Genomic DNA, 21,892 nt, shown 5'->3' with positions numbered 1-21,892 from the left:
ACGCTCCCGTGCGCGCGCACGTTGTGGAGAACTCAGGCCTGCGATCTGGGAGGATGAGGACCGTCATGCAGTCCGTTGCCCAGGCCGTCGAGCGACTCGACGCACTCGCCGCCACCGAGCCCGTCGCCATCCTCGCTCGGGCCTTCGCCGACGCCGGACACGAACTGGCCCTCGTCGGCGGTCCCGTCCGCGACGCCTTCCTCGGGCGAGCGGTCACCGACCTCGACTTCACCACCGACGCCCGTCCGGACGACATCCTGCGGATCGTCGGACCGATCGCGAGCAACACCTGGGACGTCGGTCGGCAGTTCGGCACCATCGCCGCGCGGGTGGCCGGCGAGCAGGTCGAGATCACCACGTACCGCAGCGACGTCTACGACGGCGAGACCCGCAAGCCCGAGGTCGCGTTCGGCGACACCATCGAGGACGACCTGCTCCGCCGCGACTTCACCGTCAACGCGATGGCGCTCCGTCTGCCCGCACGGGAGCTCGTCGACGTGCACGGGGGCGTCGAGGACCTCCTCGCCGAGCGCCTGCACACGCCCCAGGCCGCCCGGGTCTCCTTCCGCGACGACCCCCTGCGGATGATGCGCGCCGCCCGGTTCACCGCGCAGCTCGGCTTCACGGTCTCGGACGAGGTGCGCGAGGCCATGACGGACCTGGTCGACTCGATCGACATCGTCTCCGCCGAGCGGGTCCGCGACGAACTGGTCAAGCTCCTGAACACGGACGAACCGGTGGACGGCGTGCGTCTACTCGTCGACACCGGGCTCGCCGAGCGCTTCCTCCCCGAACTGCCGGCGATGCGGCTCGAGATCGACGAGCACCACCACCACAAGGACGTCTACGAGCACTCCCTCACGGTCCTGACGCAAGCGATCGGCTACGAGGCCGAGCGGCACCCCGGCGAGGCCCCCGACACGGTGCTCCGGCTCGCCGCGCTCCTGCACGACATCGGGAAGCCCGCGACCCGCAAGCTCGAGCCCGGCGGCGCCGTGAGCTTCCACCACCACGACCTCGTCGGCTCGAAGCTCGCGAAGAAGCGGCTCCGTGCCCTGCGCTTCGACAACGACACCATCGCCGCCGTCAGCCGCCTGATCGAGCTGCACCTCCGCTTCTTCGGCTACACGGACGGCGCGTGGACCGACTCCGCCGTCCGTCGCTACGTCCGGGACGCCGGCGACCAGCTCGAACGCCTGCACGAGCTCACCCGCTCCGACGTCACCACCCGGAACCGCCGCAAGGCCGACCGGCTCGCCTTCGCCTACGACGACCTCGAGGACCGGATCCGGGAACTCTCCGAGCAGGAGAAGCTCGACTCGATCCGGCCGGACCTCTCCGGCGACGACATCATGCGCATCCTCGACATCCCGCCGGGGCGTGCCGTGGGCGAGGCCTACCGCTTCCTCCTCGAGGTGCGGATGGACGAGGGCCCCCTCGGCCCCGACGATGCCGAAGCGCGCCTGCGCGACTGGTGGGCCGCCCGCGACGCGACCGCCTGACGGACGCGATCGGTTCTGCACAGCCGGTGGCGCGCCTCCAGGCCGTCCGCTAAGCTTGCCGGGTTGTCCGCACGCACTCTGCGTGGCGGGACACATGCATCAACCCTCCTGCCCCGAGAACTGCTCGGGGCCGCTGAGACCAGAGGAGGTGGGTTCCGCATGCACCAGTACGAACTGATGGCGATCCTCGACCCCGAGATCGACGAGCGCACCGTCGCTCCCAGCCTGGACAAGTTCCTCGCTGTGATCCGCAACGACGGTGGCACCGTCGACAACGTGGACGTCTGGGGCCGTCGTCGTCTCGCCTACGAGATCGCGAAGAAGTCCGAGGGCATCTACGCCGTCGTGGACTTCACGTCCACCCCCGAGGCCGCCAAGGAGCTGGACCGTCAGCTCGGCCTCTCCGAGGCCGTGCTCCGCACGAAGGTCCTCCGCGCCGAAGAGGGCATCGCGCAGGTCGCCGCCCAGAAGCAGCGCGACGAGGCCCGCGCGGCCCGCAAGGCCGCCAACGCAACCGCGACCGCGAGCGCCGAGTAACCCGTGGCCGGCGAAACCGTCATCACGGTGGTGGGCAACCTCACCGCGGACCCGGAGCTGCGGTACACGCAGAACGGGCTCGCCGTGGCGAACTTCACCATCGCGTCGACTCCTCGCACGTTCGACCGTCAGGCGAACGAGTGGAAGGACGGCGACGCGCTGTTCCTCCGTGCGAGCGTCTGGCGCGAGTTCGCCGAGCACGTGGCGGGCTCGCTGACGAAGGGCTCGCGCGTCATCGCGCAGGGTCGTCTCCGTCAGCGCTCGTACCAGGACCGTGAGGGCCAGCAGCGCACGAGCATCGAGCTCGAGGTCGACGAGATCGGCCCGTCGCTCCGCTACGCGACCGCGCAGATCACCCGTGCTGCGGGTGGTTCCGGCGGCGGTCGTGGCCAGGTCGGTGGCGGCAACGCCCCGGCGGGCAACGGCGGCAACGGCGGCGGCTGGAACAACAACGGCGGCGGTCAGTCGGACGCGCCCTGGTCCCCCCAGGGTGGCCAGCAGGGCGGCAACGCACAGTCGAACGACGTGTGGAGCACCCCGGGCGGCACGTACGACGACGAGACCCCGTTCTGATCCTCCGCGGTTCAACGGACACAACTTCCACTTCTTAAGGACAAACAATGGCTGGAAAGAGCACCGGCGATCGCCGGAAGCCTCGCGGTAAGGGCGGCAAGAACGCCGCTCCCGCGAAGTCGATCAAGGTCGGCGTCATCGACTACAAGGACGTCGCGACCCTTCGCAAGTTCATCTCGGAGCGTGGCAAGATCCGCGCCCGTCGCATCACCGGCGTCTCCGTCCAGGAGCAGCGCCTCATCGCCCGTGCCGTGAAGAACGCCCGTGAGATGGCGCTCCTCCCCTACGCCGGCTCCGGCCGCTGATCGGAGGTCGACACATGTCGAAGCTCATCCTCACCCACGAGGTCTCCGGCCTCGGTTCCGCCGGTGACGTCGTCGACGTCAAGAATGGCTACGCCCGCAACTACCTGATCCCGCAGGGCTTCGCTGTCGCGTGGTCCAAGGGCGGCGAGAAGCAGGTCGAGTCGATCCGTGCGGCACGTGCCGCTCGCGAGCTCGCCACCATCGAAGAGGCACAGGACCTCAAGATGAAGCTCGAGAACGCGACCATCAAGCTGACCGTCAAGGCCGGCAAGGACGGTCGTCTGTTCGGCTCCGTCCGTCCGGGCGACGTCGCTGACGCCGTCCAGGCGCAGGGCGTCGGCTCGCTCGACAAGCGCAAGGTCGAGGTCCCCGCGACCATCAAGACCGTCGGTGACCACGAGGCCACCGTGCGTCTGCGCGAGGACATCACTGCCGTGATCTCGCTCCAGGTCGTCGCCGCCAAGTAACACTGGCCGCGGTCTTCCGCTCACGACGGGCGGGTCTCCTCCGGGAGGCCCGCCCGTCGTCGCGTTCCGGGGTCGTCGGTGGCGGTTCCGGCCCAGGAGGCGCGGCTCGTCCCGCGCTGACCGGTTACTTCTCAGACAGGGTCGCGCTTGCTGGGAACGGCTTGGGAAAGTTGTCCTCAGATTTCCGTTTGTCAACTGTTTTTACACAGGCGAAACGGACGGATCGGCAACCTTCAATGCGTACTTGAACCCCACTTCTCCACACATGGTGTGGAACACGAAACCCCAGGTCAAGCGGTCGAAAGTGTGTTCCCCAGGCCACTTGTCCACACCCCTGTCCACAGTTGTCCACACAGCATCCCGGCGTGTTCCGCAGGCTCTCCACAGAGTTATCCACAGGGCCGTTTGCTGGGGATAACTCTGTCCCCGTAGCTTGGCCCAGCGACTCGGCGATGTCGGTCGCCCGGGGTAGAACAGGGACGGTCGGTTCGTCACGGCCGCCGTCGACGGACCCGTCGCAGCCACTGGACGAGCCGCCACTGAACAAGAGGAGCAAGTGTGTCGATCGCGCATCTCGAACCCGCGCCGCAGGACTACGCGGATCGTGGTGGCGCGGAACGCACTCCCCCGCACGACATGCTCGCCGAGCAGTCGACGATCGGCGGCATGCTCCTGTCGAAGGACGCCGTGGCCGACGTCATCGAGACCGCTCGTGGCGTGGACTTCTACATCCCCAAGCACGAGGTCATCTTCGACGCGATCCTGTCCCTCTACTCGCACGGTGAGCCGACCGACGTCATCGCCGTCACCGACGAGCTGACGAAGACCGGCCTGCTGTCCCGCGCCGGCGGCGCCGAGTACCTGCACAGCGTGACGAGCATGGTGCCCACCGCGGCGAACGCCGGGTACTACGCGGCGATCGTGGCGGAGAAGGCCGTGCTGCGCCGCCTGGTCGACGCGGGTACCCGAATCGTGCAGATGGGCTACGCGTCCGAGGGTGAGGTCACCGACCTCGTCAACAGCGCCCAGGCCGAGGTCTACAACGTCGCCGGTGGTGTGCAGACCGAGGACTACGTCCCCCTCACCGACGCCATCTCCGCCGCCCTCGACGAGATCGAGGCCGCGAAGGGGCGCGACGGGCAGATGACCGGCGTCCCGACCGGCTTCGCCCAGCTCGACGGTCTCACCAACGGCTTCCACCCCGGGCAGCTCATCATCATCGCCGCCCGCCCGGCGCTCGGGAAGTCGACGCTCGCGCTCGACCTCTGCCGCGCGGCCGCGATCAAGCACAACGAGACCGCCGCGTTCTTCTCGCTCGAGATGGGTCGCGCCGAGATCGCGATGCGTCTGCTCTCCGCAGAGTCCAGCGTGCCGCTGCAGAACATGCGCAAGGGCACCGTCGACTCTCGCGACTGGACGACCATCGCGCAGACCCGTGGGCGGATCAACGACGCCCCGTTCTTCATCGACGACTCCCCCAACATGACGCTCGTCGAGATCCGGGCGAAGTGCCGGCGCCTCAAGCAGCAGCACAACCTCCGCATGGTCGTCATCGACTACCTGCAGCTCATGACCTCCGGCAAGAAGGTCGAGTCCCGCCAGCAAGAGGTCTCCGAGTTCTCGCGTGCACTGAAGCTCATGGCGAAGGAGCTCCAGGTCCCCGTCGTCGCACTGTCGCAGCTGAACCGTGGTCCCGAGCAGCGTGCCGACAAGAAGCCCCAGATCTCCGACCTGCGTGAGTCCGGGTCGATCGAGCAGGACGCCGACATGGTCATCCTGCTGCACCGTGAGTCGGCGTACGAGAAGGACAACCCGCGGCAGGGTGAGGCGGACCTCATCGTGGCGAAGCACCGCAACGGGCCGACGGACACGATCACGGTGGCGTTCCACGGGATGTTCTCGAGGTTCGTGGACATGCCGCAGTAGGCGACGTTTGTCGTCCGCCAGCTAACTTGTCCAATTGCCACACAACGTGTCCTGAAATACGAAGTTGGACAGGTTGGTGGCAGTCCGGTCGATGGACGTGTCGATCTCAGCACCCCTGGTCCCACCGTCTCGCTGGCCGATCGCCTAACGAGATGGGTTGTCGCTCCACTCACGGCGAGCCTGATCATGCTGTGGTCTCTACGGGTTCCCGACGCCGCACCGCACCGCGTCGACGTCGCCCCCCGTTCCTGAGTCAGGATGACGGAGTCGGAGATATCACGTGGAGCAGCGGCGACGTCATCTAGCCTTCAGCTATGACGGTCTTCATCAGCTGGTCGGGCGAGCGCAGCAAGGCGATTGCACATGTGTTCGCGAGCCACCTTGAGTACGTGATTCAAGGGCTGCCGACGTTCATGTCCGACAAAGACATCGCATCCGGCGTGCAGTGGTTCCAGGAGATCAGCGACAAGCTCCGAGAGGCCACGTTCGGAATCATTTGTGTGACTCCGGACAACCTCGACAAGCCATGGCTGAGCTTTGAAGCGGGGGCGCTCGGCAATCAGGCACCGCGATCACGTGTCGTTCCGGTTGCGGTAGGGCTGAGCAAGGAAGACCTGCCGTCGCCACTGAATGGGTTTAACGCCGTTGATCTGAATGAGGACGGGTTTGTCAGACTGATCAAGTCGATTCATGAGGCACGCGACGTCGCCACTGCCTGGCCGATCATCGAGTCGGCCGCCCGCCGCGAATGGCCCGAAATCGCAAAGGAACTCGATGCGGTCCCTACCCCGCCCGTCGCGGTAGAAACCGAACGCCCCTTCGACATGGAGAGCGCCGTCAAAGAGATGCGCGGGCTGCTCCGAAGCCTCGTCGAACAGCGGTACACCCCCCGACCGCTCAGCGACCTCGAGGCGTTCGAAGCCCGGATCGCCGAGCAGGCCCGTCGGGACCTTCGACTTGGCACCGACGCTCGGTCTCAACGCTCTCGGTTCATTCGCGAGGACGCTATCTCGCCAGGCCTAGCATCCGAACTCGCGAAGCCAAGTCTCGGATTGGTAGCCACAATCAACGGTCTGCTGGCTGACTACCTACACGGCGACAAGTCCGCACGGGAGCGGCTGCTCGAGCTCGGTGTCGACCCCGATTCAACAACACCACTTCGGGATCACGTGGCTGAACGGATTTCGGCGATCCAGCGGGCCGCAGCCGAAATCGAGGACGACCAGAAGCACGCCGACTAGGGCCGCGGCGCCGGGGACGTCCGTTACCCTCCGCGGATGCCGCCGCGCCGCGCCCGCTCAGGTCGACGTGGAAGCTTCTGCCCTCTGTAAGCCGCTCCTTCAGCGCACCTTCCCCGAGTACCGCCGGCTGAACCTCAAAGCATGGAACACCTACGAGCAGTCCGGATCGCGCTTCGACCAGAGCGGCCCGCAACGGCACCTATGACGCTCTAGGGCTTGGCAGGGAGGTCCATCGCAGCGTCAAGCAGAGGCTTCTCACAGTGCGTGAGCAGGCCGGAGCCCGGGTGCGCGGTGTCGTTTGGGCAGAACGCCAGGGCGAGGAAGCACAGCTTGAGTCGGATGAGACTGAGCGGGGCCGTCGCATGTGCAAGTGCGAATTTGATGGCCTGCTTCACGAGCACTTTGACCGCAACCGCGAGTATGGTTGGGCCGTTGATCGACGCGGCTGCGAGTTTCGCGACGACGTCGCCCGGCGCGTCAATCAAACCCTCGAGAGCGACCGCTGCATCCTCGAACAGCACGCACAGCACGTGACCGCGGCGGGCGACCCTTCCCCCTGGCGGTGCTACCGCGTCGAGCAGCAGAAACGTGGTGTCCCATATGCGGTCGATATCGTCATCTGCGAGTGCGAGCTCGAGCACCTTCTCGGCCAGGGAATCCATCCACTTTTGATCTGACGCTGAAAAGGGAGGAACCGCGGCAGGCTGCGTGTGCCCGATCGAGTGGGTCGTGGTCCCCGGCGCGACTGATGGCGCCACTAGAACCGAGATGCCTCCAGTAGTGACGGAAGCACCAAAATGCCCGGCTGGACAGTCTCTCTCGCGCTGGCTACCGCTTCGGTGACCGCGTTCCTGCGCCGTGCACACGCCATATGACATGGTGTCCCCCTCGACGGTGCGGCGATCCCCATGCCACATCAGGAGGACGTAGCAGCCTGCCGGCACCGAACCCGATCCTGCCCGGCTCGCTAAAGTGCCGTCAAGACCCCCTGTCAGCTGATGTCCAGCGCCTCGCCTGTCGCGGGGTCGATGTCCGCCAGTGTGCTTGCGGTTGTCGATCGATCAACGAGACAGCGTGTTTGGGTGAACACGTGACTACAGCCGGGAGGGGCTCCACGCTCGTCGACGTGGCGTTGCGGGACTTGCCCAGCGTCGTGCAGGCTGCCGTGGTGCGGATGCCCCGCGCATGCGTCTCCGAGCTCGACGACGAAGGGGCGACACTCGAGCAACGCTCGGTGCGTCTTGATTCCTCGTATCGAAGTCATCTCGCGCGAGGTCTGCCGGACACCGCATGGGGACTCTGAGTTCGCGATCGTCAGAGCTCAGCGGGGTGGCCTGTCCGCGCTCGACCCGATTCTGTCGGAGTTCGAGCAGTCCCTTTTTGGTTCGATCCACGCGGCAGCGACGGAGGCCTCGCCATAGGCCTCTACCCGTCGTACTCGGTATAGCTATCGCTAGGAGTCGAACCCCATTCGGCGGATGGCTTCGTCCACCTCTGCTGCGTGCTGTTCGAGTTGCGCATCGCGACGCTGCTTCGCTTGCGCATCCCGGCGACGCTGCGTTGCGGCCACTTCGTTGGCGTAGTCGATGGTCTGGCGCACCGTCGCAAGGTGATAGTCAGCGACCTCCTCGACAGTCGTGCCGTCGAGGAGGATCCGGTTGCCGCGAACCGACCCGATACCCGGCCGGTGCATCGAGGAGAACAGTGCGTTGTTCCACCGTTCGGTGAAGGCGGCCGCCCAGAGTTGATCGGGAGTGCGGGAAAGCACCAACGGCACGAGATACAGGGCGCTCCCCGGCGTCCCGTCCCCGCGAGGCGTACCAACGTTGTCCCGATCGATTCCCACGACCCGGATCGGAACATCTTCTGACTCGATCGATTGCTGCGCTGCAGCAGGGCGGAGACGGCGAGCAGGGATCTGCCGGACCGGCTGCAGGTGACTTCGGATGCTGTTCGCGAGGGTCTCCACGGCCTCGTTGGCGTTCTCCGTCGAGATGTCGAGATAGAGCTTGTCCTTCAGCGACGGGGGCATGTCGGTGCCGTCGACGCGTAACGGAAGCACCTGGACACCGCGGCGGGCGATCTCCCCCGTCATTGCGAGGGAAAGCTCCTTCTGACACCACGGACTCGTGACACTGGCGCTGCTGACAATTGCGGCGACGAACTCGATCTGATCGAGCGCCGCCGTTACGCGCTCGACGATACTGTCGCCAACCCGAAGCTCTGCTTCGTCACGCCACACGAAGAAGCCTTGTTGCTCGAGGCCGTCTTGCAGCTTGCGGGCCAGTGCCTTGTCGGCGTGCTGATAGCTAATGAACACGCTTGTTGGGTATGCCTCGGTCACAGAGTGAGCATACGAGTGAGGTCCGACGACACTCGGCCTGCTAGGGCGCGAGTGGCTGTCCGCGCATAGAGCTGCCATGTCGCCCTACATCGCAGACCTTGAAGCCGTCGTCTCGCAACTCGAACACATCGTGCACGCGTTCGTGCAGGTGCTCCATCACGTCGCCGTGGTCGTCGGTGACATCGTCTCCGTCGTCGTCGCCATCCGGTCGACTGTCGGCTGGTTCCGCCGGACTGCAGGGAGCAGCACGAGTGGTCCCCGTCATCGTCGGTGACTGTGCTGCGCAGCTGCAATGCATGGCTACCGTCCAGTCCGTTCACGAGCAGTGGGCGTCGACTCGGCGCTCAACGCGTGCTGCGGTCGACGTGAGCCCGGCAGCAGAAGTGAACAAGTTATTTGGCAGCGTGGCCGGACAGGTATGGGCAGAGGGCGAGCTGGATGACGGTGTGCGGGACTGCTTGTGTGGCAGCCGACAACGTTTGTTGTCGGCGTGCCAAATAGATGGTCTTTCCGCCTAAGAAGTGGTCCCTCCGCGTCCAACGGACCTTCTGTTCGGCGGGCGACTACTCGACGATCGGACCCGCATCGTGAGCGCTCCGCCTTTCAAGTCAGCCCCGGCCTTGACGCCATTCACCGGAGCACCTGGCGACTTCGGACTCGGCCCGGAGCCTCCGCGTCGGCGTACGTCGAACCCCTGGGCGGACTTTGAAGCGTGGTGTACCCAGCGGGGGCTGAGCTCGTTGCCCACCTCGGGTCCGGTCGTAGCCAGCTATCTCCTCGATCGGTGCCGGGAGGTTGATGACACAGGGGCGCTCGCGCACTCGGCTGCCCGGATCTCGGGCTGGGTTGACATCATCGACGCCAAGCACGTTCAAGCAGGGCTCCCCCGCATCAGGTCGGCTTCGCCGGTCCCTGTCGTTCTCTCCCGCGCCAACCGGCACGCAAATCGAGAGCGATCGCGACAACCATTGACCGCGGTGCGGGCGCTGCAAGAGACGCTTCGGGAGATCGACCGCTCGTTCTCGGAGGAAGCGGAGAAGGACCGCGCACGGGCTCTGCTGCTCATCGGCGCGGTCGGAGAGTTGTCAGACGCATGTTTGAGGTCTCTGCGTGTCGGGGACGTGCTCGCAGAGCCTGGAGACGGTCTTCGAATCTCGATCTCGTCAGCCGAAGTTGTCTGGATCCCGCTCATCCGGCACGCCGAATTCTGCCCCGCTTGTTCTCTGGTGAGATGGCGGCGCCACGTTGTCGGATCGGAATCGACTTTGAGCAAAGGGCAAAGCATGCACGTCTGCGTGATCGGTGCCGTCTACCCATCAGTCGAGCTGGAGAGGTCTCCCTTGTTCCGTCGATCGGTGACTGGAGAACCCGAGGCACTCACAGTCCGGGCTGGTCGGGCGATGCAATTCGATCCGAGTGACTGTTGTTCTAGTCGGTGGCTTTGCTGGCGGCGATGGCGGTGAAGACGCTGACGATCAAGAAGGCGATCGCGACCAGGATCGCAACGATGCCTTGTGCGTTGCCGTTGAGCAGGACTGCTCCGCCCAACCAACCGAGCCCTACAGCGACCACGGCGACGGCGGCTGCCCAGACAGCAACGGCGATGTTGCCGTGTGCCTGGTGACGGAGACGGGTCGCGTTTCGAATGTTCGCGATGGTCGAGATGACGGCGCTGATGGTGAGGATGAGGAACGCCATGATGACCACGTCGGAGGCTCGCGTGGCGAGCTCGAAGTACGCCAGGAACACGGCAATAACCGCCGCACCGATCAGCGGGCGGATCGGATGCGTCGGTGTTGTGGTCTGAGCGTCGGTGACGGCCATCGGGGTTCCTTTGTCGGCGATAGGTGTGTGGAAATGCTACTGGCGGATCAGGGGGCGACAGCGACTCATCGCCCCCTGATCAGTCTCAGTAGTTCGTCGTGAACGCCTTCGAGGAGTTCACGTGGAGCGACATGTAGAGATCCTCCGACTGATGCCCGGTGTTCCCGACATAGTGCGCGTGGGCGGTCGCCACCGCATCCTTTGAGCCGTCCTGCTTCTTACGCTTGATGGCGAGGGACTTGCTGTCGACGGACCCCCAGAACGCGTTGACGTAGAGCGAGCTGCTCGGTGCCGAGTCGATCTGCGCGCCGCCGGTATAGCGCTCGTACGTGGCCTTGAAGGATAGCTCGTAGCTTGCGGTCTGGAGGTAAACGGTGCAACCAGACATCACCACGTAGCCGCCGCCGTTCGACTCCTTGCAACCCTTGATGGCGCGCGGCGCGATCGATCCCGATGCCGCCGGCGCCGCTTGCTCGGTCCCGGAAACGCTGATCGAGCCATCAGCGAAGGTCGAAACGACCTCATCTGCGGTAGCAGTCGTGATGGTGCGCGACGACACCGGGATCGCTCCGGACTTCGCAGAGTCGAGAGTCTGACCGTGCGAGAGCTTGTCGACGAGGGCGTCCTGGGTCGTGGTGGGGACGCCGTACTCGGTCAGGAAGCTCCGTGTGTACGCCTCATCGTCGCTGGTGGCCGCGTGAGCAGGAACGGCGAGGGTCACACTGAGGCATGCTGCGACTGCGACAGCAGTTGCGAATGTTGCGACTCGGCGGGTTCGGGTGCTGTTCATGATTGTGGTCTCCTTCGTCATCGAGCTCACCAGCCCGTCGTCCATGCCTTGTCGCCGCCGACCTTGACGTACATCGTCCCCGTGTAACTGCCCGCGGATCCGCTGAACTGAGTCGAGCCGCGCGCGTACGCAGGCCCAGCAGAAGTCTCGGTCTTGCGCTGGATGGAAATCTTCGGCGTCGCCGCCTGACCACCACGAGCGAACTGATACGGCGTCGTGATCTCGTTGATGGTGTCGCCGGTCCCGGAGACCAGCGTGTAGGTGAGGTGCATCCCGACCGTCAGAACACCGTCGGAGGCCTCCGCGGCGCAGTCGTGGTAGGTCGTGCTGTAGTGCGACGTGGTCTTCTTCGCGCAGTTCCCGACCGCCTTGGTCGAGAACCCACCGGAGGTCGAAGTCGTCGGCCGCTCGACCGTGGACCTCCTCGCCCGTCCGGTCGTCGATCGACCGGCCCTCCGTCACGCCCCGATCTGCACGACCCCGATCGCGGACAGCACGAACGCCACGATCGCCGCGCTCGACCGGACCACGTCGATCCGCTCCCACCGCACCACGACCCGCTTCCAGTCCGCCGGCGGGTCGAGCGGATCCCAGTCGTTGACCCCGATGTTGATCGGGACCGTGCCGAGGAACGACGCCAGGACGAACACCCCGAGCGCCGCAGCGGCTGCCACTCGCCACCCGAGCCCGTCGCCCGCGCCGGCGACGACCAGGACCGCGACCGTGGCGAGCACGGCCGGCACCATCAGCATCGGTACGACGACCTTGAGCGACCTGACGAGCGCGATACGCGTGCGGAGGTGCGCATCGTCCGGCAGGGAGGCCATCGCCGGTTGGACGCCCCACCGCACGATGAACTCCTCGCCGGCGAGGAGACCGACGAGCACGAGCTGCGCGACCAGGACCACGTTCATGGACCACAGCCTCGTCCGAGCCACTCACACCACGCTGACGTGGCGCTCACACAGGTTCGACAGAACCGTCACCGGTGCCCGGGAGCCGCGACGGCGCGCATTCGACCACGAAACGGAACAGGAGCGGCCCCGCTGCCTGCGGGGTCGCTCCTGTTGACCGTGGCTCTTACGACTGCGCGACGCAGACCTGCTTGACGCTCGTGACGTGGCCCGTCGAAGCACCGATCTGGAACGTGTACGTGTGGTACCCGGAGTTGTAGCTGTACGAACCGCTCTTCGTGACCACGCGGATCAGGTTCGTTCCGGCCGAATTGCGGTCTGGTGAACCGAAGATGTGGACTTCACCCGTGCTCGTCCAGTTCAACTGGGCCGTCTTGTTCCCGCACCCGATGGTCAGGAGTGACCCGATCTTCTCGGCGTGTGCTGGACCTCCGGTGAACAGGGTGGCGGTGACGAAAGCCACGGCGACCAGCAGGAGAGCGCCGAACCGCTTTCGACCGGCAAAGGACGACGTCGTTTCTCGGGAGATTTGGCTGGTGATGTTCATGTTGCCTCATTCACTTCCGTTCGGGGATTCCCCGAAATGCCTTCGGGATCCCGTTCGGACGCTAACATCGGCAAGATGCGGTCAACAGTCCGCTGTTCTGTGGACTGCATTTCCCGGAGCATTGCGTATAAGGTCTCCGCCACAGCCGCAGCAGTGTTCCTCGGGCGCGCTGGAGCGGCACCGCTGACGATCGAGGGGACCGTGCAACAACGCTGTGACCAGTGCTGACGACCCATCCAGGGTGAGCCGGTCCGGACGGCTACGCGGACGCTGTGCGACGCGTGCGGGACGACCTTCCTCGGGCTAGCTGCCGGAACGATGGCCGGCAACGGCGACGTCGGGCAGTCGATCGCGACGGCGGGCTGGTTCGAGCGACTGCGCCGCCGGAAGCTGGACTGAGCACCGCGATCGAGGTCAGCGCACCGCTGCGAGCACCGCCGCCTCCTCAGCCGCCCCGAGCCCCGCCCGCCGCGGCCGCTCCACCCCACGCGCCCGCTCGTCGTCGAGCACCCCGGCGAGGGTCTCCGCCAGCGGACGACTCCGACCCCCGGCATCGCGGAACGCCCGCGCAGACCGGTGCATCAGCGCCGCATCGGAGTGCGGAAGCCACAGCGGCAGCGACCTCGGCCCCGCCCAGTACCGTATGTCGTGGGTGAGCAGCACGTCGTCCTCGACCTCGACGAGCTCGCCGTCGAACCCCGTGGCGTCGACGACCAGGCGGAAGAAGTCCCGCATCAGCACGATCTCGCCGACGGCGTTCACGACCCCGGTGCGGCGGGTCCGCCCCGCACGTCCGACCCACCCTGCGAGGTCCGCGACGTCGATGACCTGCACGGAACGCCCTTCCGACGTGGGGACCAGCACCGGCCCGGGTCGGTTGAGTCGGGCGGGCCAGTACCCGAACCGGTCGCTCGGGTCGCCCGTGCCGACGATGAGGCCGGGTCGGGCGACGAGGAGCCGCGACCCGAGTCGGTCGGCGCTGCTCCGCTCGGCGGCGACCTTGGCGTCCGCGTACTGCGTCAGGTCGACGGGTTCGACGACCTCGGCGGTCTCGTCCGCGCCCGGTTCGTCGTTCCGGGCGTAGACCGAGGTGGTCGAGACGAGCGTCCAGTGCGCGGCGGAGTCTGCGAGCGCGTCGAGCGCGGGACGGACGAGCTCCGGATCGGACGAGAGCTCGACCACCTCGTCCCAGGCGCCACGCACGGGTTCGTAGGCGCCGTCCGCGCGACGATCGGTGCGGACGAGTCGGGCGCCGTCCGGGACGTCACCCGTCGCACCGCGTGCGAGGCAGGTGACCTCGACGCCGTCCCCGAGGAGGTCCCGGACGATCGCACGTCCGAGCCATCCGGTCCCGCCCAGCACCAGTGCCCGCATGGACCCATTCAACCGTGGTCGACCCCGAGCGTCCGGCTCGTCCACCCCGCCAGCGCGGCGGTCGCCGTCCTGGAGATCGTGGCGTCGGGGAGCATGCTCGTGAAGCCGTGGAAGGCTCCTGGCCACACGTGCAGCTCGGCGTCGACGCCCGCCGCCCAGAGTCCACTCGCGAAGGCCACGGTCTCGTCGCGGAAGACCTCGGCGCTGCCGCAGTCGATGTAGGTGCGCGGGAGTCCGGCGAGGTCCGTCGCCCGCGCGGGAGCGGCGTACACGGACACGTCGCCGGTGGCGCGTCGGCTGCCGAGGTAGGCGTCCCAGCCGAACCGGGTCAGCTGGCGGTCGGCGACGCCGACACCGTCGATCTGCACGGTGGAGACGGTCTCGTCGCGGTCGTCGAGCATCGGCGACACGAGGATCTGGGCCAGCAGCGACGGCCCGCGACGGTCGCGGGCGAGCAGGGCCGTGCCCGCTGCGAGGCCGCCGCCGGCGCTCTGCCCGGCGATGACGATGCGGTCCGGGTCGATGCCGAGCTCCTCGACGTGCTCGGACACCCACACGAGCCCGGCGTAGCAGTCCTCGACCGGGAACGGGTCCGGGTACTCGGGCGCGAGGCGGTAGTCCACGCTGACGAGCACGACGTCGTGGACCAGCAGCCAGTCGTCGTAGGAGTCGAGGTTCCCGAGGTGGTGGCCGAACACCATGCCGCCCCCGTGGATCGTGTACACCCCCGTGGTCGCGCCGGTGCGACCGATGCGCTGGATCACCGCGAGGCCGATCGGGTCGCCGCCGTGACCGGGCACGGTGATGCGTCGACGCTCGTACCCGCGGGCGTGCAGCCGTGCATCGAGTTCGGCCTCGGTGACGTCGAGCTGCCGCATGCGCGGCAACACCTCGGGCGTGATGGTGACGGGTCCGCGCGCTGCGATGGCGTCGAGGAACGGCACGAGTTCGGGGTCGAACGGCGGGCGGGTGATGACTTCGGACACGGGTGCACTCCTTCGATGAAGAAGTGGCGACCCCCGCGAGTCGCGTGTGAGTACCCGGCAGCCGATGGGGCGCGGGCCTTTTCCCTCTGCGCCCGACGATAGCGCATCCCCGACGGGTGCCCACCCACGCCGATCAGGTCGGTCGGTGCTGCTCCGCGTACCGACGCGCACGACCGATCCGCCGTACCGAGAGGGGGATCGCCCAGGCGAGCACGACGACCACGGGCAGCAGCCCCAGGTCGCCGCGGACCGCGGACGACACGAACTGGAACGCGATGGCGACGTACAGCAGGCCCGTGAACACCAGCTGGAACTGCAGGGCGAGCGGGACGATCCGGGCGTACCGGACCGCTCCGGCGCGGTCGGCCTCGTCGAGCGGGAGCTCCTTGCCTCGCAGCACCACCTTCGCGTACCGCCGCAGGCGTCCGATGTCCCGCCCACCGCTGTCGCGGAGCGCACGGTTCAGCGGGAGCGCCACGACGATCGCGGCCATCGCCGTCGCGGTGAAGGTCAACTGGCCCCCGAGCAGGACGACCTGGAGGAGCGCTCCGCCACGGTCCGCGAAGTCCGCCAGGATCGTGACCCCGATCGTGCAGACCACCGCGGCGATGACGAAGGTCGTCGCGATCGAGCGCACCCCGCGTCGCACCAGCCCGGTGCCGGGGACGTCGTCGCCCTGGTCGGTGATGGGCGGCTCCGAACGCCGGAAGAGTGCTCCGAGCGGGCGGGCGACGGCGAGGAGCACCGCGGCCCCGACGACGAGCACCACCGGCACCCAGAGGGGAGCCTGCGCCGACAGAGCCGTCAGCACGAAGACCACTGCGGCCACGACGTCGACGGCGGCGACGACTGCCGAGACCCGGAACAGGGAGCGCTGGCTCTCGGGGGACGAGCGGTGGTCGTAGTAGCCGGCCAAGGCTCCGACGAGGACCGGTCCCATGACGACGAGCGGCGTGCAGACGGCCGCGGCGACGAGCCACCCGTGCGCCGCGCTCCCGAGTTCGAGCGCCACGAGCAGCCCGCCGCCGAGGGACAGCGCCGTCGCGACGACGATCGTGGCGATGTGCAGCAGGACCCGGATCACACCGTCGCCTCGGTCCCCCGGATCCGCCCGACGACGACGTCGACGATCCCCGCGAGCAACGCCGCCGCGACGAACCCGAGCGCCACGCCCAGTCCGAGCGGCAACCCCTGCGCGTAGTCGCCCTTCGAGCTCGCGAGCGCCGAGTAGAAGACGCTGCCGACGGCGGCGATCCCGATCGCGGACCCGACGCGCGCACCGACCTGGATGAGCCCACCGGCCGAGCCGCCCTGCTCCACCGGTACCTCGGACAGCGTGAGCGTCTGGTTCGGCGAGATCGTCAGTCCGGAGCCGACACCGGCGACGAGGAGCGGCACGACGAGCCACCATCCGAGGTCGGACCGGTAGTGGTTCGCGACGACCCAGATCACCCCTCCGAGACCGATCAGGACCAGCACGGTCCCGACGACGATGAGCTGTCGGCCGAACCGCGAGACGACGCGACCGCCGATGGTCGACGCGACCCCGGACCCGATCGCGAACGGCACGGACGACAGGCCGGCGAGCAGCGCGGAGTACCCGAGGCCCGACTGCAGGGCCAGCGTCAGGACGAAGAACAGCGGCGTGAACCCGGCGAAGTACAGCGTCGCGAGCCCGACACCGAGCGAGAACGACCGGCGGCGGAACAGCCCGAGGTCGATGACGGGCTCCTTCGACCGCGCGTACCGCCGCTCCCACAGCACGAAGAGTGCGCCGAGCACGACGGCGGCGACCACGAGCCACCACTTCGCCGTGCCCTTCCACTCCTGCGCCTGCACGAACGGCAGCAGCAGGGCGACCACCGCGGCGCCGAGCAGGACGATCCCGACCGGGTCGAAGTCGTGCTTCCGGCCGCGTTCCGCCCGGCTCGCCGCCGGCAGGTAGCGGAAGGCCAGGAGGATCGTGACGAGTCCCACGGGCAGGTTCACGAAGAAGACGAACCGCCAGCCGTTCTCGGTGCCGAAGGCCGTGATGAGCAGACCACCGACGAGGGGGCCGATCGCCGTGGCGATGCCGACCGTGGCGCCGAACAGCCCGAAGGCGGTGCCGCGCTCCTTCCCGCGGAACAGCTGCTGGATGAGCGCCGTCACCTGGGGTGTGAGCAGACCACCGGCGAGGCCCTGCACCAGCCGAGCGACGACCAGCACGATCCCGTTCGGAGCGAAGCCGCAGAGCGCGCTCGCGAGGGTGAAGAGCCCGACCCCGATGACGAACATGCGCCGGCGGCCGGAGGCATCGCCCAGTCGGCCGCCGGGGACGAGCAGGAGCCCGAACGACAGTGCGTAACCGGAGAGGATCCACTGCACGGCCTCGGGGGTGGCCCCGGGGAGTCCGGACGAGATCGACTGCAGTGCGACGTTGACGATCGACACGTCGAGCAGGACGATGCCGCCGCCGAGCAGGCAGATGACGAGGGCCTTCCACCGGTTCGGGTCCGGCTGGTCGCCGGATCCGGCGTCGGAGTGCTCGGATCGCTCGGGCGGCGCGGCGGTGGCCGCGTGGTGCGCATCGTGGTGCGCGACGGTGGGAGCCGCGTCGGGCTCGGCGGGGAGTCGGTGTTCGGGTGCCATGACGCTCTCACGCTAGGCCGCGGATACGGCGCAGGTCCGGCGAGCACGGATCTTGTCCACACCTTCAGGAGGCGCGGTGCGGGTCCGGTACGCCGGCTGGCAGCATGGCCTGGTGACGACCGATCCGGACCCCGCCCTCGTCCCCGAGCTCCTCGTCGCCGACCTGGACGCGAGCATCGGCTTCTGGTCCGGCCTGTGCGGGTTCACCGTGGCCTACGCGCGTCCCGAGGAGCGGTTCGCCTACCTGACGCTCGGGTCGGCGCACGTCATGCTCGAGCAGGCCGGGGTCGGTCGGAACTGGCTCACCGGGCCGCTCGATCGACCACTCGGCCGCGGGATCAACCTGCAGATCGGTGTCCCGGACGCGGACGTCGTCGCGGCGTCGCTCCGTGCCGGCGGTGTGGAGCTCTTCATGCCGGCGGAGACGCGCTGGTACCGCGTGGGCGACGAGGAAGCCGGGGTGCGGCAGTTCCTGGTCACCGATCCCGACGGCTACCTGCTGCGCTTCCAGTCGTCCACGGGGCGTCGACCGGTCGCGCCCTAGCGCGACTCACGCGTCATCGCGCAGCGACCGCACCATGCTCCGCAGTGCCCGGAGTGCCGCGCCCTGCTCGTCGGCCGACATCCCGCTCAGCATCCGGACCTCGACGCCGCGGACGGCTGCCGACGCCTCGGCGAGACGCTCCCGCCCGAGCGGGGTGAGCTGGACCGGCAGCGCCTTGCCCACCGGTGCCTCCGACGCGCGCGTCACCGAGCCGTCCCGTTCGAGCGCCTGCAGCAGGACGTTCATCGACTGCCGCGTCACGAACGCCCCGCGGGCGAGGTCGGAGTTCGACGACCCCGGGCGCTGCGCGAGCAGCTCGAGGCACGAGTAGTGCGTGACGGTCATGCCGAGCGGGCGGAGGACCGCCTCCATCGCGGTGCGGAGCGCGCTCGCGGCCTCTTTGAGCAGGTACCCGAGGGACGTGTCCAGGTCGATGCCGTGTCCGTCTTGACGCATGTCAGTAGTCTGACATAGGTTCGTCCGTGTCAGATAACTGACACCAACGAAGGAGATCCCATGCCCGTCACCGGTCCCGACTTCATCTCGCTGCAGACCCGCGATCTCGATGCATCCCAGGCGTTCTACGAGCAGTACCTCGGCCTCGTCCGGTCGCAGGCGGGTCCGCCGCACGCGGTCGTCTTCGAGACCACGCCGATCGCGTTCGCCCTGCGCGACCTCGTGCCCGGCACCGACCTCGACGCCGTGGCGCAGCCGGGGATCGGCGCGGCGATCTGGCTGCACGCGACCGACGTCCAGGCGATCCACGACGCCTTGGTCGCCGACGGCCACCGGATCGTGTCCGCGCCGATCGACGGCCCGTTCGGTCGGACCTTCACCTTCGCCGACCCGGACGGGTACCAGGTGACGCTGCACGACCGCGCCTGACGCCCTGGCACGGGCGGACCGGACGGTCTACGGTGTCGCCATGAGCGACGACGCCGGGGGCGAGCAGCTGTGGCGGTCGATCGTCGGGCGGCCGGCGCTCTGGATGGCCGTGGCGTGGACCGCCCTGGGCGTGGTGTGGCTCGTGTTCGCCGCGGTCGAGGGCGGCGACGACGCGTGGCGGTGGATCATCGGTGCGGTCTGGATCGCACTCGGCGTCGGCCGGATCGCCGTCGCGGTCTGGGACTGGCGGCACCACCGTGGGCGGTACGCCGGGCGCTGAGGCGGCGGCGCGGCTCGTGTCAGTCGTCGTCGGGGGTGGTCCGGCGACGGGCGACCAGCAGGACGGCGACGAGCGCGGCGGCGACCACGACCGCGATCCCGCCGAGGACCCATGGCGTCGCCCCAGGCCCGGACGACCCGGCCGTGGCGCTGATCGCACCGGCACCGGCACCGGCTGTGGCGCTCGGCGTCGGGGTGCCCGCGCTCGGGGTCTGCGTCGGTCCCGTCGCCGTCGCCGTCGCCGTCGGGGTCGGGGCCGGTGCTCCGGTCGACGTGAACCGGTAGCTCCCCGAGATCGGGTGTCCGTCCACCGAGACGCTCCGCCAGGTCACCGTGTACGACCCGGCAGCCGTGAGGTCGGCCGCCGTGCGCAGCGTGCTGCCGTCGACGTCGACACTCCCCGCGCCGACCTCGGCGCCGTCCGGGCCGGTCACGCTGACGACGATCCCGGACTCGAGCCCGGCCAGCGGCGGCTCCGAGAACGTGAGGGCGACCTGGTCGAGGTCACCCTCGACCGTCGCGTCCGCAGCGGGTGCGGTCGAGGCGAGGACGTCGTGGGCGGATGCGGGGGCCGCCGTGACGAGGACGAACGCCAGGGCGACGGCCGACACGGCGGTGGCGATCAGGGCACGGAAGGGCACGGTCCATTGTCGCCGATCCTGACCGGACGCACAGGACCGTGCCGTACTGCCCTCGCACGCCGGCATGCGCTACGGTCCGATCATGATCGTCTGGATCAACGGGACGCACGGCGTCGGCAAGACGACCACCAGCAGGCTGGTGCAGCCGCTCCTGCCGGACGCTCGCGTGCTCGATCCGGAGAAGGTCGGCGAGACCCTCATGGACGTCCGGCCCCCGCTGCCCGAGTCCGGCGACTTCCAGCACTGGGACCCCTGGCGACCGCTCGTCGTCGAGACCGCGCGGCAGGTCCTGGCCTTCGCGGGCGGCACGCTCGTGATGCCGCAGACGGTCCTCGTCGAGCGGTACTGGCGGGAGATCGCGGACGGGTTCGCGGCGCACGGGATCCCGGTCCGGCACTTCGTGCTGCACGCGGAAGAGGAGACCCTGCGGGACCGGATCCAGAACGACGCCGTGATGGGGCCGTCCACGTTCCGGTACAGCCGCGTCGAGCCGTACGCCGAGGCGGCACGCACCTGGCTGCACGCCGCGGCCGAGGTCGTCGACACGACGGACACCCCGCCCGAGCAGGTGGCACGGGACATCGCCGACGCGGTGCTGCAGGTCACACGGTGAGCGCCTTCGTGCAGCGGTCGCAGTGGTCGGTCGTGACGTCCGAACCGGCGGACGCGGCGGAGCTCGTCACGCGCATCCCCGACGTCCGACGGGCCACGGTCGAGGGTGCGCCCTCGGGGTTCTCGTTCGAGGAACGGCGACGTGGCTCCGAGCTGCTGTCGCTCGTGTCGATGGCGAGCACCGGCGTCGTCGAGGGAACGGTCGAGGCCGAGTCCGCGATGGTCCTGTTCTGGCTGAAGTCCGGCAGCGGTGCGGTCGACGGCGACGGGGTGCGCACCGGCCGTCCGGTCCTGTTCCGCCACGAGCCGCAGCAGGTCCGGTGGGACGGGTTCCACCTCGACCTCATCCGCATCGACCGGACCACGGTGGAGCAGGTCGCTGCCGAACGCGGCGCCTGGCAGCCGGGGCCGATCGAGTTCCAGCCGCACCACATCCCCGAGGGGCCGACGCTCGCCGCCTGGTGGTTGATGGTGCGCGCGGTGGCTGCCGACGTGCTGCGCGGTCCGGAGGAGGTCACCGAGGAGCACGAGCGCGAACTGACCCGCTTCGCGGCGGGCGGCCTGCTCACGGCGATCCCGCACTGGCCGGTCGGGCAGGACCAGCCCCGCACGGCAGCGGCGGCACGGTTCGCCCGGGCCGAGGCGTACCTGCTCGAGCACGCGACCGAGCAGATCACCGTCGAGGACGTCGCGGCGGCCGCGGGGCTGAGCATCCGCGGGCTGCAGGACGCGTTCCGGCGCCACCACGGCATCACGCCGACCACCTACCTCCGGCGCATCCGACTGCTGCTCGCCCGTGAGGGCCTGGAGTCCGGGGACGACCGGAGCGTCGGGGACGTGGCGCGGGACTCGGGCTTCGCGCACCTCGGACGGTTCGCCGGCAGCTACCGCGACGAGTTCGGGGTGCTGCCGCGGGAGACCTGGCAGGCCGCGCGCCGCCGCTGATCCGCGCGCCGCCGCTGAACGGCGC

At 68.4% G+C, this 21,892-nt stretch carries 26 protein-coding genes; 13 read left to right on the top strand and 13 right to left on the bottom strand.

Annotated features, from left to right (window positions below; all coding sequences use genetic code 11):
- Positions 1-65 precede the first annotated feature (65 nt).
- The 7 genes from QE359_RS03505 to QE359_RS03475 all read left to right on the top strand — a co-directional run bounded on the left by QE359_RS03505 (position 66) and on the right by QE359_RS03475 (position 6,551).
- The gene (locus tag QE359_RS03505) at positions 66-1,502 is read left to right on the top strand and encodes a CCA tRNA nucleotidyltransferase (protein ID WP_309777616.1); all 1,437 of its coding nucleotides are present in this window, start codon (positions 66-68) and stop codon (positions 1,500-1,502) included.
- 159 nt (positions 1,503-1,661) lie between these two features.
- Positions 1,662-2,039 (top strand): 30S ribosomal protein S6, encoded by a 378-nt coding sequence (gene rpsF / locus QE359_RS03500; RefSeq protein ID WP_070417479.1) that lies wholly within the window; start codon positions 1,662-1,664, stop codon positions 2,037-2,039.
- A gap of 3 nt (positions 2,040-2,042) precedes the next feature.
- On the top strand, positions 2,043-2,612 hold the full coding sequence (locus QE359_RS03495) for a single-stranded DNA-binding protein (protein ID WP_070417480.1): 570 nt from the start codon (positions 2,043-2,045) through the stop codon (positions 2,610-2,612).
- A 47-nt stretch (positions 2,613-2,659) separates the two neighbouring features.
- Positions 2,660-2,917, top strand: coding sequence for a 30S ribosomal protein S18 (rpsR, locus tag QE359_RS03490; protein WP_017887834.1), 258 nt, complete (start codon positions 2,660-2,662; stop codon positions 2,915-2,917).
- Positions 2,918-2,931: 14 nt separating this feature from the next.
- A complete protein-coding gene (gene rplI, locus QE359_RS03485) occupies positions 2,932-3,384 on the top strand; it encodes a 50S ribosomal protein L9 (protein WP_069712629.1) in 453 nt (150 codons plus the stop codon).
- Positions 3,385-3,942: 558 nt separating this feature from the next.
- Positions 3,943-5,310 (top strand): replicative DNA helicase, encoded by a 1,368-nt coding sequence (gene dnaB, locus QE359_RS03480; RefSeq protein ID WP_070417481.1) that lies wholly within the window; start codon positions 3,943-3,945, stop codon positions 5,308-5,310.
- A gap of 314 nt (positions 5,311-5,624) precedes the next feature.
- Positions 5,625-6,551: a toll/interleukin-1 receptor domain-containing protein gene (locus tag QE359_RS03475; protein WP_309777592.1), complete on the top strand. Its 927-nt coding sequence runs from the start codon at positions 5,625-5,627 to the stop codon at positions 6,549-6,551.
- A 209-nt stretch (positions 6,552-6,760) separates the two neighbouring features.
- Here the strand turns inward: QE359_RS03475 and QE359_RS03470 are convergent, their stop codons facing one another.
- Positions 6,761-7,213, bottom strand: coding sequence for a hypothetical protein (locus QE359_RS03470; RefSeq protein WP_309777591.1), 453 nt, complete (start codon positions 7,211-7,213; stop codon positions 6,761-6,763).
- A 791-nt stretch (positions 7,214-8,004) separates the two neighbouring features.
- Positions 8,005-8,895, bottom strand: coding sequence for a toll/interleukin-1 receptor domain-containing protein (locus tag QE359_RS03465; protein WP_309777589.1), 891 nt, complete (start codon positions 8,893-8,895; stop codon positions 8,005-8,007).
- Positions 8,896-8,971: 76 nt separating this feature from the next.
- Here QE359_RS03465 and QE359_RS03460 point away from each other — a divergent pair, with 76 nt between their 5' ends.
- On the top strand, positions 8,972-9,169 hold the full coding sequence (locus tag QE359_RS03460) for a hypothetical protein (protein WP_309777588.1): 198 nt from the start codon (positions 8,972-8,974) through the stop codon (positions 9,167-9,169).
- 1,154 nt (positions 9,170-10,323) lie between these two features.
- On the opposite strand, the gene QE359_RS03455 is transcribed toward QE359_RS03460, so the two are convergent.
- The 9 genes from QE359_RS03455 to QE359_RS03415 all read right to left on the bottom strand — a co-directional run bounded on the left by QE359_RS03455 (position 10,324) and on the right by QE359_RS03415 (position 17,961).
- Positions 10,324-10,719 carry a hypothetical protein gene (locus QE359_RS03455; RefSeq protein ID WP_309777586.1) on the bottom strand — a complete coding sequence of 132 codons (396 nt, stop codon included), beginning with the start codon at positions 10,717-10,719 and terminating at the stop codon, positions 10,324-10,326.
- Between the two features lie 85 nt (positions 10,720-10,804).
- On the bottom strand, positions 10,805-11,440 hold the full coding sequence (locus QE359_RS03450; RefSeq protein WP_261645876.1) for a hypothetical protein: 636 nt from the start codon (positions 11,438-11,440) through the stop codon (positions 10,805-10,807).
- A gap of 95 nt (positions 11,441-11,535) precedes the next feature.
- The gene (locus tag QE359_RS03445; RefSeq protein ID WP_309777584.1) at positions 11,536-11,781 is read right to left on the bottom strand and encodes a hypothetical protein; all 246 of its coding nucleotides are present in this window, start codon (positions 11,779-11,781) and stop codon (positions 11,536-11,538) included.
- 186 nt (positions 11,782-11,967) lie between these two features.
- A complete protein-coding gene (locus QE359_RS03440; RefSeq protein ID WP_309777583.1) occupies positions 11,968-12,423 on the bottom strand; it encodes a DUF1772 domain-containing protein in 456 nt (151 codons plus the stop codon).
- A gap of 166 nt (positions 12,424-12,589) precedes the next feature.
- Positions 12,590-12,970 carry a hypothetical protein gene (locus tag QE359_RS03435; RefSeq protein ID WP_309777582.1) on the bottom strand — a complete coding sequence of 127 codons (381 nt, stop codon included), beginning with the start codon at positions 12,968-12,970 and terminating at the stop codon, positions 12,590-12,592.
- Between the two features lie 414 nt (positions 12,971-13,384).
- Positions 13,385-14,344, bottom strand: coding sequence for an NAD-dependent epimerase/dehydratase family protein (locus tag QE359_RS03430; RefSeq protein WP_309777581.1), 960 nt, complete (start codon positions 14,342-14,344; stop codon positions 13,385-13,387).
- A gap of 8 nt (positions 14,345-14,352) precedes the next feature.
- Positions 14,353-15,330, bottom strand: a complete 978-nt coding sequence (locus tag QE359_RS03425) for an alpha/beta hydrolase fold domain-containing protein (RefSeq protein WP_309777580.1) — start codon at positions 15,328-15,330, stop codon at positions 14,353-14,355.
- 133 nt (positions 15,331-15,463) lie between these two features.
- On the bottom strand, positions 15,464-16,414 hold the full coding sequence (locus tag QE359_RS03420) for a hypothetical protein (protein WP_309777579.1): 951 nt from the start codon (positions 16,412-16,414) through the stop codon (positions 15,464-15,466).
- Positions 16,411-17,961: an MFS transporter gene (locus tag QE359_RS03415; RefSeq protein WP_309777578.1), complete on the bottom strand. Its 1,551-nt coding sequence runs from the start codon at positions 17,959-17,961 to the stop codon at positions 16,411-16,413. The genes QE359_RS03420 and QE359_RS03415 overlap by 4 nt, the downstream gene beginning before the upstream one ends.
- Before the next feature lie 112 nt (positions 17,962-18,073).
- Between QE359_RS03415 and QE359_RS03410 the strand changes: the two genes are divergently transcribed.
- Positions 18,074-18,505 carry a VOC family protein gene (locus QE359_RS03410; RefSeq protein WP_309777575.1) on the top strand — a complete coding sequence of 144 codons (432 nt, stop codon included), beginning with the start codon at positions 18,074-18,076 and terminating at the stop codon, positions 18,503-18,505.
- A 6-nt stretch (positions 18,506-18,511) separates the two neighbouring features.
- Here QE359_RS03410 and QE359_RS03405 read toward each other — a convergent pair whose 3' ends face one another.
- Positions 18,512-18,961, bottom strand: coding sequence for a MarR family transcriptional regulator (locus QE359_RS03405; RefSeq protein WP_309777574.1), 450 nt, complete (start codon positions 18,959-18,961; stop codon positions 18,512-18,514).
- Between the two features lie 60 nt (positions 18,962-19,021).
- Here QE359_RS03405 and QE359_RS03400 point away from each other — a divergent pair, with 60 nt between their 5' ends.
- Positions 19,022-19,390: a VOC family protein gene (locus QE359_RS03400; protein ID WP_070417517.1), complete on the top strand. Its 369-nt coding sequence runs from the start codon at positions 19,022-19,024 to the stop codon at positions 19,388-19,390.
- Positions 19,391-19,430: 40 nt separating this feature from the next.
- The gene (locus tag QE359_RS03395) at positions 19,431-19,670 is read left to right on the top strand and encodes a hypothetical protein (RefSeq protein WP_309777573.1); all 240 of its coding nucleotides are present in this window, start codon (positions 19,431-19,433) and stop codon (positions 19,668-19,670) included.
- Between the two features lie 19 nt (positions 19,671-19,689).
- Here the strand turns inward: QE359_RS03395 and QE359_RS03390 are convergent, their stop codons facing one another.
- On the bottom strand, positions 19,690-20,310 hold the full coding sequence (locus tag QE359_RS03390) for a copper resistance protein CopC (RefSeq protein WP_309777571.1): 621 nt from the start codon (positions 20,308-20,310) through the stop codon (positions 19,690-19,692).
- Positions 20,311-20,392: 82 nt separating this feature from the next.
- On the opposite strand from QE359_RS03390, the gene QE359_RS03385 reads away from it, so the two are divergent.
- Together QE359_RS03385 and QE359_RS03380 are read left to right on the top strand one after the other, a co-directional pair.
- On the top strand, positions 20,393-20,923 hold the full coding sequence (locus QE359_RS03385; RefSeq protein ID WP_309777570.1) for an AAA family ATPase: 531 nt from the start codon (positions 20,393-20,395) through the stop codon (positions 20,921-20,923).
- Complete coding sequence (locus QE359_RS03380; RefSeq protein WP_309777569.1) at positions 20,920-21,867, top strand: helix-turn-helix domain-containing protein; 948 nt, start codon at positions 20,920-20,922, stop codon at positions 21,865-21,867. The genes QE359_RS03385 and QE359_RS03380 overlap by 4 nt, the downstream gene beginning before the upstream one ends.
- Positions 21,868-21,892: the final 25 nt, after the last annotated feature.

This window comes from Curtobacterium sp. SORGH_AS_0776 (genome assembly GCF_031453355.1).
Taxonomy (GTDB): domain Bacteria; phylum Actinomycetota; class Actinomycetes; order Actinomycetales; family Microbacteriaceae; genus Curtobacterium.
This window is presented reverse-complemented; position numbering and strand designations above follow the sequence as displayed.

What these genes read in the sequence shown, in the direction of transcription:
- rpsF (WP_070417479.1), top strand. Translation starts at nt 1,662, where the DNA reads ATGCACCAGTACGAACTGATGGCGATCCTCGACCCCGAGATCGACGAG.
- QE359_RS03455 (WP_309777586.1), bottom strand. Translation starts at nt 10,719, where the DNA reads ATGGCCGTCACCGACGCTCAGACCACAACACCGACGCATCCGATCCGC.
- QE359_RS03445 (WP_309777584.1), bottom strand. Translation starts at nt 11,781, where the DNA reads ATGCACCTCACCTACACGCTGGTCTCCGGGACCGGCGACACCATCAAC.
- QE359_RS03505 (WP_309777616.1), top strand. Translation starts at nt 66, where the DNA reads ATGCAGTCCGTTGCCCAGGCCGTCGAGCGACTCGACGCACTCGCCGCC.
- QE359_RS03400 (WP_070417517.1), top strand. Translation starts at nt 19,022, where the DNA reads ATGCCCGTCACCGGTCCCGACTTCATCTCGCTGCAGACCCGCGATCTC.
- QE359_RS03415 (WP_309777578.1), bottom strand. Translation starts at nt 17,961, where the DNA reads ATGGCACCCGAACACCGACTCCCCGCCGAGCCCGACGCGGCTCCCACC.
- QE359_RS03435 (WP_309777582.1), bottom strand. Translation starts at nt 12,970, where the DNA reads ATGAACATCACCAGCCAAATCTCCCGAGAAACGACGTCGTCCTTTGCC.
- QE359_RS03395 (WP_309777573.1), top strand. Translation starts at nt 19,431, where the DNA reads ATGAGCGACGACGCCGGGGGCGAGCAGCTGTGGCGGTCGATCGTCGGG.
- rpsR (WP_017887834.1), top strand. Translation starts at nt 2,660, where the DNA reads ATGGCTGGAAAGAGCACCGGCGATCGCCGGAAGCCTCGCGGTAAGGGC.
- QE359_RS03475 (WP_309777592.1), top strand. Translation starts at nt 5,625, where the DNA reads ATGACGGTCTTCATCAGCTGGTCGGGCGAGCGCAGCAAGGCGATTGCA.
- QE359_RS03440 (WP_309777583.1), bottom strand. Translation starts at nt 12,423, where the DNA reads ATGAACGTGGTCCTGGTCGCGCAGCTCGTGCTCGTCGGTCTCCTCGCC.
- QE359_RS03470 (WP_309777591.1), bottom strand. Translation starts at nt 7,213, where the DNA reads ATGGATTCCCTGGCCGAGAAGGTGCTCGAGCTCGCACTCGCAGATGAC.
- QE359_RS03460 (WP_309777588.1), top strand. Translation starts at nt 8,972, where the DNA reads ATGTCGCCCTACATCGCAGACCTTGAAGCCGTCGTCTCGCAACTCGAA.
- QE359_RS03405 (WP_309777574.1), bottom strand. Translation starts at nt 18,961, where the DNA reads ATGCGTCAAGACGGACACGGCATCGACCTGGACACGTCCCTCGGGTAC.
- rplI (WP_069712629.1), top strand. Translation starts at nt 2,932, where the DNA reads ATGTCGAAGCTCATCCTCACCCACGAGGTCTCCGGCCTCGGTTCCGCC.
- QE359_RS03430 (WP_309777581.1), bottom strand. Translation starts at nt 14,344, where the DNA reads ATGCGGGCACTGGTGCTGGGCGGGACCGGATGGCTCGGACGTGCGATC.
- QE359_RS03385 (WP_309777570.1), top strand. Translation starts at nt 20,393, where the DNA reads ATGATCGTCTGGATCAACGGGACGCACGGCGTCGGCAAGACGACCACC.